Annotated in this window: 12 protein-coding genes; 3 read left to right on the forward strand and 9 right to left on the reverse strand. The window is 44.6% G+C overall.

From position 1 onward, the window contains the following. Window positions 1-242 precede the first annotated feature (242 nt). Window positions 243-1,304 carry a 4-hydroxyphenylpyruvate dioxygenase gene (gene hppD, locus ACBR23_RS20990; protein WP_371119574.1) on the reverse strand — a complete coding sequence of 354 codons (1,062 nt, stop codon included), beginning with the start codon at window positions 1,302-1,304 and terminating at the stop codon, window positions 243-245. Window positions 1,305-1,594: 290 nt separating this feature from the next. Then, window positions 1,595-2,302 carry an SDR family oxidoreductase gene (locus ACBR23_RS20995; protein WP_341737707.1) on the reverse strand — a complete coding sequence of 236 codons (708 nt, stop codon included), beginning with the start codon at window positions 2,300-2,302 and terminating at the stop codon, window positions 1,595-1,597. A 31-nt stretch (window positions 2,303-2,333) separates the two neighbouring features. On the opposite strand from ACBR23_RS20995, the gene ACBR23_RS21000 reads away from it, so the two are divergent. Continuing rightward, on the forward strand, window positions 2,334-2,486 hold the full coding sequence (locus ACBR23_RS21000) for a hypothetical protein (protein ID WP_341737706.1): 153 nt from the start codon (window positions 2,334-2,336) through the stop codon (window positions 2,484-2,486). Between the two features lie 28 nt (window positions 2,487-2,514). Here ACBR23_RS21000 and ACBR23_RS21005 read toward each other — a convergent pair whose 3' ends face one another. The 7 genes from ACBR23_RS21005 to ACBR23_RS21035 form a co-directional block, all read right to left on the reverse strand. Continuing rightward, window positions 2,515-3,906 (reverse strand): NYN domain-containing protein, encoded by a 1,392-nt coding sequence (locus tag ACBR23_RS21005; protein WP_341737705.1) that lies wholly within the window; start codon window positions 3,904-3,906, stop codon window positions 2,515-2,517. A gap of 184 nt (window positions 3,907-4,090) precedes the next feature. Further along, window positions 4,091-5,362 (reverse strand): APC family permease, encoded by a 1,272-nt coding sequence (locus ACBR23_RS21010; protein ID WP_371119576.1) that lies wholly within the window; start codon window positions 5,360-5,362, stop codon window positions 4,091-4,093. Window positions 5,363-5,521: 159 nt separating this feature from the next. Beyond that, window positions 5,522-6,289, reverse strand: a complete 768-nt coding sequence (gene pstB / locus ACBR23_RS21015) for a phosphate ABC transporter ATP-binding protein PstB (protein WP_340523119.1) — start codon at window positions 6,287-6,289, stop codon at window positions 5,522-5,524. A 188-nt stretch (window positions 6,290-6,477) separates the two neighbouring features. After that, entirely contained in the window at window positions 6,478-7,458 is a 981-nt protein-coding gene (gene pstA, locus ACBR23_RS21020) for a phosphate ABC transporter permease PstA (RefSeq protein ID WP_371117783.1), read from the reverse strand. Window positions 7,459-7,460: 2 nt separating this feature from the next. Continuing rightward, window positions 7,461-8,462: a phosphate ABC transporter permease subunit PstC gene (pstC, locus tag ACBR23_RS21025; protein ID WP_371119577.1), complete on the reverse strand. Its 1,002-nt coding sequence runs from the start codon at window positions 8,460-8,462 to the stop codon at window positions 7,461-7,463. 156 nt (window positions 8,463-8,618) lie between these two features. After that, entirely contained in the window at window positions 8,619-9,647 is a 1,029-nt protein-coding gene (pstS, locus tag ACBR23_RS21030) for a phosphate ABC transporter substrate-binding protein PstS (protein WP_371119578.1), read from the reverse strand. Between the two features lie 333 nt (window positions 9,648-9,980). After that, window positions 9,981-11,417 carry an NYN domain-containing protein gene (locus tag ACBR23_RS21035; RefSeq protein WP_371119579.1) on the reverse strand — a complete coding sequence of 479 codons (1,437 nt, stop codon included), beginning with the start codon at window positions 11,415-11,417 and terminating at the stop codon, window positions 9,981-9,983. 184 nt (window positions 11,418-11,601) lie between these two features. Here ACBR23_RS21035 and ACBR23_RS21040 point away from each other — a divergent pair, with 184 nt between their 5' ends. Next, a complete protein-coding gene (locus ACBR23_RS21040) occupies window positions 11,602-13,110 on the forward strand; it encodes a UbiD family decarboxylase (protein ID WP_341737698.1) in 1,509 nt (502 codons plus the stop codon). A gap of 299 nt (window positions 13,111-13,409) precedes the next feature. Further along, complete coding sequence (locus ACBR23_RS21045; protein ID WP_341737718.1) at window positions 13,410-13,646, forward strand: hypothetical protein; 237 nt, start codon at window positions 13,410-13,412, stop codon at window positions 13,644-13,646. Window positions 13,647-13,814 lie beyond the last annotated feature (168 nt).

Here is a 13,814-nt window from a genome sequence, read left to right on the forward strand (position 1 = left end):
CCTTGGGGGTGAATTCTTCCTAAATTTCCCCCCTTGGGGGTGAATTCTTCCTAAATTTCCCCCCTTGGGGGTGAATTCTTCCTAAATTTCCCCCCTTGGGGGGGGGCAGGGGGGGGTCGAGGGACAGGGGCAGCCCTAGGAGGGCCGGCACGGGGGCACGGCCCCTACCAAAAATGAAACCAACCTTGGGGGGGTCCTGGACGCAACAATGCTATGGATAGGAGCAACCAGGAGGAAACTCCTCACTCAAAACTCAAACTTCCCCGCTTCATTTGTTCCCGTTCTATGGCCTCAAACAAAGCCCGAAAATTTCCAGCCCCAAAACCTCCCGCTTGCACTTTGACATCGTTAACTAAGGCAACTCGACGTTCGATTATCTCAAAAAAGAATGTAGGTTCAGCAAAAATTGGCTGCGTAAAAATTTGCAACAGCATCGCTGCGGGCGTCTCTTCCGGCCAATCTACCAAAACTTGAGCACCTATAATTTCTTGCCAATCTTTCGGTACATAGTTTTGCTGTTGTTGTAATTCTTTATAATAAGTCCAGGGAACCGGCAGAAAAGGCAAACCGCGCGATCGCAAATCAGCCACAATGTCCACAATGCGATCGGTTTGCAAAGCCATATGTTGAATGCCCGGCCCCTGATTTGCATCCAAAAACTCTTGAATTTGAGAATTAGGTGATGCCGATTCATTAATAGGCAATTGCACTCCACCTTCAGCATGAACCATAACTCGGCTGCGTAAAGCCGATTTGTCAGTCTGAATATCAAAATTTTGCTGAGTCTGAAAACCTAAAACTCTTTGATACCAATTAACAGCAGTAGACAAATCCCCGGTTGCCACATTTAATACTACGTGGTCAATATTAGTAAACAGTGGGATTTCCGCAGAATTCGGTGACAGTGAATTATCACCACTTCCCTCAATCAAGGTGTGGCTTAAGTCTCCCCAACCCGCAATCTTTGCCCGCTTAAAACTGCCTCCTGCATTTATACCTTTTTGAATCGGTTCCAGTAGTTTAGCGCCTTCAGCGATCGCTCTAGCTATTGCAAACTCAATATTTTTGACCCGGAAGCCCACATCGGCAATACCAGGAGGATGTAATTTCAACCAACTAGCGACAGGACTAGAGGATGTCAAGGGGGAAGATAAAACAAAACAGATATTGCCACTTGCGAGCACTTCACTATGAGTGTGGCTATTGGCATAACTTGCTGTGGTTTGAAAGCCTAATTTGCTGACAAACCAGTCCCGCGATGTTGCTGCATCTTCAGTATAGAATTGAATGCGATCGAACTCCATAATCAATAATTGAAAATGGCGATGGGGAAATTAACAAGCTGTTTAGTCATTTTTATGTTTAATAAGGTTAATTGACTTAACAATAGCCTATAAACAGGAGAGCTGGTGTCTGCCTGAAGACTGAATCATGAAGATTGTAGATTTGGGATAGGGGATTATGGGTCAAAAGGGTAAATCAAAATATTACCTTCAATTATATGATAAATTTACAACTTATCACCCCAGGTTCATCTGTCGTAACAATCTCAAATCTACAATCTCAAATCTACCATGGGTATGCTGCTTAAATTCTAGAAAAACAAATGACTTTCAGGCTGAATGTTAATTTCCATTGGGACTGCTTGTGGGTCAGCAGAAAGAGCAAACATAATGGCATTGGCAGCAGTTTCTGTAGTCAACATTTTTGACCTATCTACCTTCAAACTCACACTATCCCAAAAGGGAGAATCCACCCCACCAAAATAGAATAGCGTAAACTTGATACCATAGCGCCGCAATTCATCGGCCATGCACTTACTGAAACCAACTACCCCAAACTTGGAAGCACAATAAGCTGTTCCCATCGCCATCGAATGCTTGCCCAAAATGCCGATGACATTACAAATGTGACCGGATTTGCGGTCTTTCATCACATTAGCTGCTGCTTGAGATGTGTAAAAACTGCCTTTCAAATTCAAATCAAGCATCGCATCTAAATCAGCGGGTTCTAATTTGTTCCACTGCTTGAGAATACCCGCACCGGCCGCATTTATCAATACATCAATTTGTCCGAAATGCTCCACAGTTTTCTGCATTAGAGTTTCGACTTGTGACAACTGAGTAATATCTGTAGGTACTGTTAGTACCTTTGTGGTGGGGAATTGGGCGGCTAGGGGGTCTAAACGACTGCTGTCTCTGGCTGCAAGCACGAGAATTGCACCCGCATCTGCCAGTTTGTGGGCTACCGCTGAACCAATCCCACCAGTCGCACCCACAACAACCACAACTTTATTCTGCATATCCCTTTACATTTCTTTACATCGTGTTTGTATGATAACTCAAGTTATGAAAATTGGGCGAAGCGAAGCTCAGGGATGGGGCATGGGGCATAGGGAATTGGTAATTGGGAATGGGGAATGGGGAATGGGGAATTGGGAATGGGGAATTGGGAATGGGGAATTGGGAATGGGGAATTGGGAATAACCAATAACCAATAACCAATAACCAATAACTATTTCAGAGAAACTTGCCAGCCTTTATCTACTTTTTGAATCTGGAGAGAAGTGCAAGATTGCAAAAATTTAGGGAATTTTCTACTGAGATTGAATTCCTTAATTATTTGGGTAATTTGTTTGCCGTATTGTCGGTGGAATTCGCTACCTACATTTGAGAGAAATACAGAATTAGCTGGAGAGTTTTTGGTGAGTTCTTTCACGATTTGGACAATGGCTGTTTCCAAGTCTTCGAGAGAATTAATACTTTCCAAACTAGCCGATACTGCCATGCTGTTAGGTGAACTATCTTTGTTAATTATTGGTGGTTTTGGTGACTGTTTTACATCAAAAAGAGTTACGTATGCTTGAGAATTTTCTGAGGGTTGGTGAACCACAAATTCCGTGGGATATTTAATAAATATATCCCTGGTTTTAGTGCCTAGCAGATGAGTTGCCACGACTTGATTGAGGGGTGAACCGTAATTTTCTTTAAATAAGACTGAAATTCTGGAAAGTTTTACCCACTGAGCTGATGTGCGTTCTTGTTCTATTTTGATTATTGTTTTTAGATTGAGAATTAATTTTTCGATGGGGTCAGGTTCGGTTACAGATACAAGGGAGTAGGTTTCTGTTTGTCCTGTTTTGCTATTTAAAACTATGATTTTATCTACTTGTTTGCGGACTTGAAAAACTGTTAATCCGTGAGCTTGGAGGGTATTGCTGAGGTGGGTCAATGCCCGATCGGACGAACAGACAAAAATCTCCTTGGCTGTGGGATAATGGACGAAAATAGATGCTCCAACGGTAGCCATTTTTAAATCGGCACTGTCTTTGCCGGGGGGGACATGAATCAATTGATAGCCGCGTTGGTGAAATTCAGCATCTTTTTTGCCCATGCTGCGCCAATTGGCAAAGGCAACTTTAATTTGGATGGGATACTGGCAAATTCCCTCTAGGAATTTTTCGGTTTCGAGATTGAGTTGCAAGTTTTCGACATCTAGCAGCAGGATGGCTATTCCCACGCCCAATGAGGGAGTTGGAGGTTTAGATGAGGCTGATTTATTGGATTTAGCTGGTGCTATGGGGGCTTCGGCAAGTTGCTGAATTTTGGCTATTAATTTGGTGAATTGAGCCGAATTAATGAATTCGGGAATCAAGAGGATTTGGAGGTATTTTTTCGCAGTTAGCAGAATGGAATCTACATCTTTTGCTAATCTGAAACTTTTGGTAAATTTGAAAATCAAAATTGACTGAAAATCAGGTTTTGCCCACTGGGTTTTCCTGTATTTTTCAGCTATCCATTCAGGGTGCTTGGATTGAATGGAAACTAGAGTTTGAGCGAGATAGCGACTGATGGCGCTGAATGCGGCAGATTCTTGAGTCGCCAGCAAGGGGTTATGAGCGGGCATAGCTCTCCACAATGCAGGATGGTTTCTAAATCTATCTTGACACTCTCAGGTCTAAAGACACGCTCGATTGGTGACTCCAGGAGCAGGCTTGCTCAGAGAGGATTGCAAGGTTCAGACTAGAGGTGTATTCTCACGCCTGTGTTGCTTGGATAAACGTCCAAAGGTTCTAGTATGCCCTATAATTCTAGTTTTTCGCCAGTAGTCGGACGATCGCGCGCCAGATCAAACCAGCTATAATTAACGCTAACCCAATCAGCCAAATTTGCCTCTGGACCCAGAAAGCCAGAAATAGACAGGAAGCTAAACCTACTATAGGGAGCCATTGGGGGTAAAGTCTGTGGGTGGGAGAAAGTTGCAGGGCGGCGAGGTTGGTGATAGCGTAGTAGATCAAAATGCTAAAAGCGCTAAATGACCAAGTGGTTTGGACATCGCCGATGAGGATTAAAAGTGCGATCGCCACTTCCACGACCACCACAGCCACATAGGGAGTTGTCTGCGAAGGATTCAGCCGCGCCAAGACTCTCGGCATATCCCGACGTCGCCCCATCGCCAGCAACACCCGCGACAGCCCTAAAATTAAGTTCAGCAGCACTCCCAGCATGGCGGTAATAGCCCCGACAGCTAGCAGTTGAGAAACTCCCGGAATGCGGAAACTGCGGGCGATGACTTCCAAAGGTACACCAGTGGTGGCTGTTTGCAGGGACAATTGATCGGGACCACCCACGCCAACAAAGACTATTGCTACCGCCATGTAAAGGAGCATTGTCAGCACCAAAGTGAAAATTATGGCTTTGGGAATGGTTTGCTTCGGTTCCCGCACTTCCTCACTCATGGTGGTGATGCGGGCGTAACCGCTATAGGCAACAAACATCAGGGCGGTGGCGTGGAGGATGGATGCGATCGAACTATCATTCTGTACAGTGGCCATTTCCCAGCTTACCTCTGGTAAACCAGCAACAATAAACACAGCCAGAGATAAGAGTGTAACTGAGACTATGGCAGTATTGGCGATATTCGATCGCCTAATGCCGGTCAATACAACCAGAGTCAGGGTGGCGAGGGCGACTAAGGCTGTTAGGATCAGATAAGTGCGATCGGCTACACCAACTGCATTCAAAAAATACCCTGCAAAACCCAAAGCAGCAGTAGCCGCCGAAGCCGTTTTCGCTAACAGAAACATCCAACCAGCCGTAAAACCCAGCCAAGGATTCAGATATTTGTAACCATATTCGTAAGTACCACCACTAACAGGATGATTTGCCGCTAATTGAGCACTATTGAGGCCATTGCAAACAGCCACTAAACCAGCAATAATCACAGCAAAAATCACTCCCGGCCCAGCAATTTCCGCCGCAATCCCGATACTCACAAATACTCCGGTACCGACGATTGAGCCGAGGCCCATCAGAGTAGCGCCAAAAACACCTAATTCTCGCTTCAGAAGTGGTGAGGACATATAAAAATTTTTCGTAGTAAGGACTTTAGTCCTTATAGTTTGTAGTAATATCATGTCCGGTCGGTTGACATGATTCCTGTAGGGGCGGGTTCACCAACAATAATTGCCTAAAACCAACAATCTCATAAACCCGCCCCCGCCCAACTACTACGAACAATATTAACCGAAACGGCCTTGAATATAATCCCTGGTACTGGGATTGCTTGCAGAAGTAAAAATCCGACTTGTCGGCCCAAATTCAACCATGCGGCCGATGCGACTTTCATCAGTATTAAAAAATGCAGTGTAATCAGAAACACGAGCAGCCTGCTGCATATTGTGAGTCACAATCACCACAGTTAACTGTTGCCGCAGAGTCTGAAATAGCTCCTCAATCTTCATCGTAGAAATCGGGTCTAGAGCCGAACAAGGTTCATCCATCAGCAAAATTTTTGGTTTCACAGCTAGAGCACGAGCAATGCAAAGTCGCTGCTGTTGTCCACCAGAAATCCCCTGGGCCGATTTCTTCAAATTATCTTTGACCTCATCCCAAAGCGCCGCGCTTTTCAGTGCAGATTCTACAATTTCATCTAATTCTGCTTTGCTTTTTTTACCAAATATTCTCACTCCATAAGCAATATTATCATAGATGCTGAGCGGAAAAGGATTTGGTCTTTGAAACACCATCCCAATTTGGCGACGCAGACTATTAATATTCACTTTGGGACTGTAAATATCCTGTCCAAAAAACTCAACCCTTCCTTTGATGATTACTTTTCCTTCCAATTCCCCGATCCGGTTAAGAGCCTTGAGAAAAGTAGATTTACCACAACCAGAAGGTCCAATAATAGCCGTGACTTGTGGGTGAGGAATATTCATCGACAAATTTTCCAGAACTTTGTGAGTTCCGTAGTAAAAACTCAAGTCCTGAACCCGTAAGGCTGGCATTGCATTGGGGTCAATTTCCTGGGCGGTATCTGCCGAAAAATTATGGGTATTTTTTCCAGTTGTCAAGTTACTTTCAAGTGTCATTATTTTCAGTTATGTAGGGTTAATAGTAAACTTTGAGATGTAGATAATTATCTCGCTAATGGTAGGCTGACTGTTCCTGAATGGAGGCGGATAATTGATGATAATTATCTATTTTGCAAGCGTTTGCGTGTTACCGCACGAGAGGCGACGCTAGCAATCAAAACCATGCCTAAAAGCACAGAAGCTGCTGTCCAAGCCAATTCATTCTGTTCCTTGTAGGGAGAACTGGCATAACTGTATATTAATACTGACATAGAAGGAGTTGGAGTCAGAATTGTCCCCGGAATTTCTTGGATTTTCGAGAGGGTTTCTGCACCAAGGGGAGACTGAGTTATTTCTCCCAATTTCTCAATCAAAGGAGGCCAAAACTGGCTGGATAAAGCAGTAACGATGAGTGGTGCGGTTTCGCCGGCGGCGCGGGAAGCGGCGAGCAAAACGCCTGTGGTAATCGTCGGGAGTGCCGAGGGAATGATAATCCGAAAGATAGTTTGAAAACGTCCGGCTCCCAAACCTCCTGAAGCGAGTCGGTAAGAAGTAGGGACTAATTTTAATGCTTGTTCTGTTGTCAAGGCGACAACGGGAAGCATAATAATACCCAAAGCGATACCGCCAGCTAATCCTGAAAATACTTTGGTTGTAACGACAATTAAAGCGTAAGCAAAGACTCCCACAACGATGGAAGGAACGCTGCTGAGAATGACGGTGATAAAGCGGATGGCATTTGCTATCCCCTTGTTTTCTCTGCCAAATTCTGACAAAAATATTCCGGTCATTACCCCGATAGGGACACTAAATAAGGTGGCGATTCCTACCATTAAAGCCGTGCCCAGAATCGCATTGGCAAAGCCGTTGGGCTGGTCTTCAACTCCTACTGGTGCTGGCAGGGAAACTAAAACTTTCCAGCTTAAATGTGTTAATCCTTCCCCCAGGATTTTGTATAAAATAGCGAACAAAGGTAGCAGAGCTAAGGCTGTGAGAGCAAAGGCAATAACAGTCATTCCTCGGCTAAAAAAGTTTCTACCCAGTGACAGGGGATTGTAAATTTCTGCATCCAGAATAGTTGGTGTTTTTTGTGCTTGATTCATGTTTAATTTTTCGCTCCCTTGACACCGATTAGCTGAACTAACAATACTGCGACTGCGTTCACCAATAGGGTGATGACAAATAGAATTAGCGCTAAATACATTAAAGAACCGACGTGCAGAGGTTCTTGAGCTTCCCGAAATTGGCTGGCTAAAACAGCGGGGATTGAGTAACCAGGAGCTAGGATAGATTGGTTGATTTGAATCGAGTTGCCAATTACCATGGTGACTGCCATTGTTTCGCCTAAAGCGCGTCCCAAGGCCAAGATGGTTGCCCCGATAATTCCTGAACTAGCTGCGGGTAATAACAGCTTAAATATTGTTTCCCAGCGGGTGGCACCTAGGGACATGGAAGCACTTCGCAAGTCTACGGGAACTGACATCAAAACATCGCGGCTAATGGCGGCTACTGTTGGTAAAATCATGATTGATAACAGTATTCCAGCGGGCAACATTCCTGGACCCAAGGGTTCGCTGCTGAACAGAGGAAACCAACTGAAATTGTTAAATAGCGACTGTTGTAAAGGTAGCAGAAAGGGAATGAGAACAAAAATTCCCCAAAGTCCAACTATGACGCTGGGAATGGCTGAGATTAATTCCACCATGAATCCCAAGGGCGATCGCACCCAAACGGGCAAAAAGTTTTCGCTGGTAACTATAGCCACGGAAAGTCCAAGAGGAATTGCGATAATAATGGCGATCGCAGAACTAATCACAGTCCCGTAAATAAAGGGCAAAGCTCCAAATTGTAACTCCCCAATATCCCACTTAGGATTCCAGAGGAATGAGATGCCAAATTTGCTAATGGCTGGCCAAGCATCTTTAAAAATTATGGCACTCATCCAGAACAGCGTACCCGCTGTCCCTAGGGCAAAAGCCCATACAAATATAGTAAATCCTGACTCCAGCCACAAACCTTCACCATTAGTATCAGTCAAGTCTACTTCTGTGCTGTTTGCTGTCTGCTGGTCAGTAAATTTTTCTGGTTGCTTGGCAAAATTGGTCATACCCTAAGTTACTGCGTAAACAGTGAAATATTTGCTTGATGGACGAGTAATTATAGTAGGTGTCTTGTAAGGTGCACCGAAGCACACCTTACCCCTGAAATTTTATGAGTTTTGAGTCGTAGTTATTTAACTCATCACTCTCTGAGATTGCCCTAATTAACCTTTGGCAACCACACTTTGATTGACTGTTTGAATTACCTTTTGAGCTGTAGCCGAAGGAATTGAAGTAAACTCTAGTTGTTTGTTGAGACCTTGGCCTGTAGTCATCACCCAATTAACCATCTTTTTAATAGCATCAGCTTTCGCAGCAGGATACTCTTTGTAGATTAACAACCAAGTTAAGCCAACAATCGGATAACCGTCGTTAGGATTTCCTTCTACTAAGCGGAAGTCTGCTGGGAATGTTTCCCCTACAAAAGCCTTCTCTGCTTCTGCCAAGTTAGCATCTACAAACCGACCAGCTTTATTTTGAATGAATGCTGTTTGGAGCTTGTTTTGCCGAGCGTAAGTATCTTGAACGTAGCCAATTGCACCTGCTGTTTGTCTGACCAAACCTGCTACCCCAGCGTTTCCTTGACCGCTGACAGGGCTTCCGGGCCAACTCGGTTGAGCGACACCTTTGATGGTGCTGCCGATCGCCTGCAAGTGGTTAGCAAAAATAAAGGTTGTACCGCTGCTATCTGCGCGTACAGCTACTCGAATCGCAGTATTTGGCAAGTTTTTAGCTTGTCCAGCAATACCTGCTATTTTCGCATCATTCCAGCGGGTAATTTTGCCTTCAAAGATACCTTTCATCGCATCGGAATTCAACCGTACATTGTTTACCCCAGGCAAGTTGTAAATAACTGCCACAGCGCCACCAGCAGTGGGAACAGCAATAACACCACGCTTTACCTCTGCTATTTGCGCCGCACTCATCAGCGCGTCGCTGCCTGCGAAATCAACAGTACCTGCGATTAATGCTTTGATGCCAGCACCACTGCCAGTCCCTTCGTAGTTTACAGTAATTTGATTAGCGCTTCTCATCTGAGAGAAATAGCGATCGTAAAGAGGTTTGGGAAAAGTAGCTCCCGAACCGTTTAGTGTGACGGCTGCTACAGCAGAACTAATCAACGAGAGCGAAAATGCGGTTGCTGCTAGCGTAACTATAAAGGCACGTCGCCAACGTCCTGTGAAAAAAAACATACTCCTCCTCCTTAAATAACAGACTTTGGGGAATCCCCTCCATAGGATAGACCGAAAGATACGAGTCAGACCTGGAGAAAGGATAAGCTTGTTTTAAATTTTGGTTAAATTTGGGTTAAATTTTTGACAATTAGCTGTAGGCAGAGTTAATAAAAAAAATTCACAATTGATACCATAGGCGGCCGCCTAGGATTCTTGAAGCAATTGGGGATTGACTCCGATCGCTGGTAAATCGCTTAAACCCTTGCCCACAATGGTATTTATCCATTTTTTAATTCCCTGTTCACCTATGGCATCCACACCTCAACATCTGCTATTAAAGATGGGAACAACTTAGGAAAGTGCGATCGCCACTTGATAATCCTTACCATCTTTCTTAACTTTGAAAATTTGGCATGACTGCAAAAAATTAATCACCTTACTCCCCAAATTCATTGATTGCAGTTTTTTAGTCAGTGGTTGATGGTATAACTTATGAAATTCCGTAGCAACTTGGTTAATCGGAACATAACTACCCGGAGATTCAGCCGTTAATCCTCTGATAATTTTGGCTACAGAAGTTTCCAAGGTAGCATAGGCCTGAGCTTTGGAAGCAGCCGATTTTTGCCCAACCATCGCCACTTGATGTTTTTGCCCGCTGGATTTCACTTGAAAAACTGTAGATCTCGACTGCAAATATTTTAGCAAGCTGGAATTTTTACCCAAAAAACCTTTCACAATTACATCGGCATTAGATTTATATTTATCCAAAAAATCTTTCTGAATTCTCACCAGACTAACAGTATTCTCGTGCAACTCATTTTTGGCAGATTCAATAATTTCTAAAATTTTAATTTGGAAAACATCCAGAGAATCAATAGTAGAGGAATTGACAACAGGAACGATTTCTATATCCGGTTTTTGGGCAACATTTTGCTCGACAACAACCGTCGCCAAAGACGCTTCCGACACCGGAGAAACTTGCGGTTGTGCCGACTCCGCAACTGTTAGTGCATGAGAATTCACAGAATTAAAAGCAATAGTATGGCGCTCTTTAAAAAACTGAGCCACCCTCGAAAATCGAGCAATACGCTCGTCAATAGATTTATGTTCAGCCTGTAATAATTCTGCAACTTGATGAGCCAATTCCTCAAAACTAGGAATTTCTACTTCCCTCTCACAAGAATAGTGCTTGCTCTCACCATTATGACAGTTTTCTACAGACAACACAGCATTTTTTCGCCGCACCCGAAACACAGTCAATCCCTGATTTTGCAACTGATTGCAAAGATGATTTAACAAACCATCCGAAGAACAAACAAAAACTTCTCGCACATCGCGATATCGATATAAAAGAGCAGCACCAAAGGCAATCATTTTACCATCAGCACTATTAGCACCGCCCGGAACATGAATCAGCTCATAACCGCGGTCGTAAAGTTCAGCATCCAACTTCCCCGTACTCGGATTTTTCCAGTTAGCAAAAGCAACTTTAACTTGCAGAGGATAGACGCACAAACTCGCTAAGAATTGTTCTGTATTAACGTTAAGTTTCAGATTTTCAGCATCTAACAGCAAAATCGCAATCCCGCCGGAATCTGTAGTGCTTACAGAGGTGATTTCCTGCGGGATAGCTGCGCTTAATTCACTTTCGGTGAATTGGCGACTGAAAGACTGTGGCCCTACCGGATCAAAGAATTGTTTGCGGCAAGCCTTGCAAAGATATCGCTGGCGACCGTTGGGACGGCCGTTCTTACGGAGTTGGTCAGATTCGCATCTTGGACATTTCATTTAACCATTATTACAGCCTGCTCCCGAACCCAACAAGACATTACCTATCTTCTTCTTGCTCTTCCTTCGCGCCCTTCGCGTCTTCGCGGTTCGTTAAATAGATATTCTTTGAGCGGTTCAAGAGTAACTTGTGGCAGTCGATCGCCCCATAATAGTAAAAGAAACTTAACAATTATTAAAAAAAATGGCAAGAGACTTGCGAGGATTCCTCAAACTACTCGAAGAACGGGGACAACTGCGCCGGATTAGCGCCTTAGTCGATTCCGACCTAGAAATTGCCGAAATTTCCAACCAAATGCTGCAAAAAGGCGGCCCAGGCTTGCTGTTTGAAAACGTCAAAGGCGCAGAATTCCCCGTAGCGATTAACCTGCTGGGTACGGAACAGCGCGTTTGCTGGGCGATGAACATGGAAAAGCCGATCGAACTAGAAGAGCTCGGCAAAAAACTGGGAATGCTACAACAGCCAAAACCGCCCAAAAAGATTTCCCAGGCCATAGAATTCGGCAAAGTCCTGTTTGACGTAGTGAAAGCGAAACCAGGCCGTGATTTTTTCCCCGCTTGTCAGCAAGTGGTAATTGAGGGAGAAGGGCTCGATTTGAACAAAATCCCGATGATTCGCCCCTATCCGGGAGACGCGGGCAAAATTATCACTTTGGGTTTGGTAATTACCAAAGATTGCGAAACCGGCACGCCAAATGTGGGGGTTTATCGCTTACAGTTGCAGTCCAAAAATACCATGACTGTCCACTGGTTATCGGTGCGGGGAGGGGCGCGACACTTGCGGAAAGCTGCACAAGCTGGTAAAAAGTTGGAAGTTGCGATCGCCCTGGGAGTTGACCCACTGATCATCCTCGCAGCAGCAACCCCAATTCCTGTAGACTTATCCGAATGGTTATTCGCCGGACTTTACGGCGGTTCCGGCGTGAGTTTAGCCAAGTGCAAAACCGTAGATTTGGAAGTACCTGCTGACTCGGAAATCGTGTTAGAAGGAACGATTACCCCCGGTGAAGTTCTGCCCGACGGGCCCTTTGGAGATCACATGGGTTATTACGGCGGTGTCGAAGATTCGCCACTGGTGCGATTCAATTGCATGACGCACCGCAAAGACCCGATTTATCTGACTACATTTAGCGGGCGGCCACCGAAAGAAGAGGCTATGATGGCGATCGCCCTGAATCGCATTTATACTCCTATATTGCGGCAGCAAGTATCGGAAATTGTCGATTTCTTCCTACCGATGGAAGCGCTGAGTTATAAAGCCGCAATTATCTCGATCGATAAAGCATATCCCGGCCAAGCGCGCAGAGCTGCTTTAGCATTTTGGAGTGCATTGCCGCAGTTTACTTACACTAAGTTTGTGATTGTTGTCGATAAAAGTATCAACATTCGCGACCCGCGTCAAGTAGTGTGGGCAATTAGTTCTAAAGTTGACCCAGTTCGAGATGTATTTATTCTGCCAAATACGCCTTTTGATACCTTAGATTTTGCCAGTGAAAAACTCGGTTTGGGAGGCAGAATGGGGATTGATGCGACTACGAAGATGCCGCCGGAAACCGAGCACGAATGGGGCGAAGTTTTGGAGTCCGATCCTGATGTGGCGGCGATGGTGGAGCGGCGTTGGGCTGAGTATGGTTTGGCCGATTTGAATTTGGGTGAAGTCGATCCGAATTTGTTTGGTTATGAGATGAAGTAAGGACTTAGGCCTTGACCATTCATTGTTGTCAATTTAAGATTGAACCTTGAGTATCTCTTGTTTGTATCAAAGTCTAGATCCCCCCTAACCCCCCTTAATAAGGGGGGGACAAGAAATATCCTCAAAGTCAACCCCTACTCCCCTTCTTTCCCCCCTTGGGGGGGGTAGGGGGGGGTGGGGGATTTAGGGGGATCTAGACTTAGTGTAAAAACGAGATTTCTCAAGGCTTTTAGGCTTAAGTTGACACTTCTTGGGCATTTCCTTGTTATCAATACCAAAGAAGAAGAAAGGTGGAAAGAATGATGCAAAGTCTTAATCTCGATCAAACAATTGTTGGTTGGTCATCCATTGCTAAAATGGTTTTTGTTCCTCACACCGAACAGGAATATGAGCGTTTAGTCGAACTACTAGATAGCCTAATCGATCAAGTGGGCGAGAATGAAAGCCATCCTCTTGCTTCGATGATGGATGTTATTGGTGTTTTAATCGAAAACTATGAATCTGAATATGTTGCTGAGTTAGAAGAGGTTACGTAACCTAGTATTCCACATTGTGGATTACTAATCGAGAAAGGGATTGAAAATTTTGGCGATTTTTGGAATGGGCGATCGAATTGAGTGCGATCGGGATTTACGCACTCCGACAAAGAAACCGGGTTTTTTGCAGTTTTGCTGACTGTAGCGAAGTTTTATCGAAAAAACCCG

The sequence above is a fragment of the Microcoleus sp. genome, from assembly GCF_041354475.1.
Taxonomy (GTDB): Bacteria; Cyanobacteriota; Cyanobacteriia; order Cyanobacteriales; family Microcoleaceae; genus Microcoleus.

Bases quoted from the DNA above. Each gene is read 5' to 3' on its own strand.
- pstS (WP_371119578.1), bottom strand. From the start codon at position 9,647: ATGTTTTTTTTCACAGGACGTTGGCGACGTGCCTTTATAGTTACGCTA.
- ACBR23_RS20995 (WP_341737707.1), bottom strand. From the start codon at position 2,302: ATGCAGAATAAAGTTGTGGTTGTTGTGGGTGCGACTGGTGGGATTGGT.
- ACBR23_RS21040 (WP_341737698.1), top strand. From the start codon at position 11,602: ATGGCAAGAGACTTGCGAGGATTCCTCAAACTACTCGAAGAACGGGGA.
- ACBR23_RS21005 (WP_341737705.1), bottom strand. From the start codon at position 3,906: ATGCCCGCTCATAACCCCTTGCTGGCGACTCAAGAATCTGCCGCATTC.
- ACBR23_RS21045 (WP_341737718.1), top strand. From the start codon at position 13,410: ATGATGCAAAGTCTTAATCTCGATCAAACAATTGTTGGTTGGTCATCC.
- pstB (WP_340523119.1), bottom strand. From the start codon at position 6,289: ATGCCAGCCTTACGGGTTCAGGACTTGAGTTTTTACTACGGAACTCAC.
- pstC (WP_371119577.1), bottom strand. From the start codon at position 8,462: ATGACCAATTTTGCCAAGCAACCAGAAAAATTTACTGACCAGCAGACA.
- ACBR23_RS21035 (WP_371119579.1), bottom strand. From the start codon at position 11,417: ATGAAATGTCCAAGATGCGAATCTGACCAACTCCGTAAGAACGGCCGT.
- ACBR23_RS21010 (WP_371119576.1), bottom strand. From the start codon at position 5,362: ATGTCCTCACCACTTCTGAAGCGAGAATTAGGTGTTTTTGGCGCTACT.
- ACBR23_RS21000 (WP_341737706.1), top strand. From the start codon at position 2,334: ATGATAACTCAAGTTATGAAAATTGGGCGAAGCGAAGCTCAGGGATGG.
- hppD (WP_371119574.1), bottom strand. From the start codon at position 1,304: ATGGAGTTCGATCGCATTCAATTCTATACTGAAGATGCAGCAACATCG.
- pstA (WP_371117783.1), bottom strand. From the start codon at position 7,458: ATGAATCAAGCACAAAAAACACCAACTATTCTGGATGCAGAAATTTAC.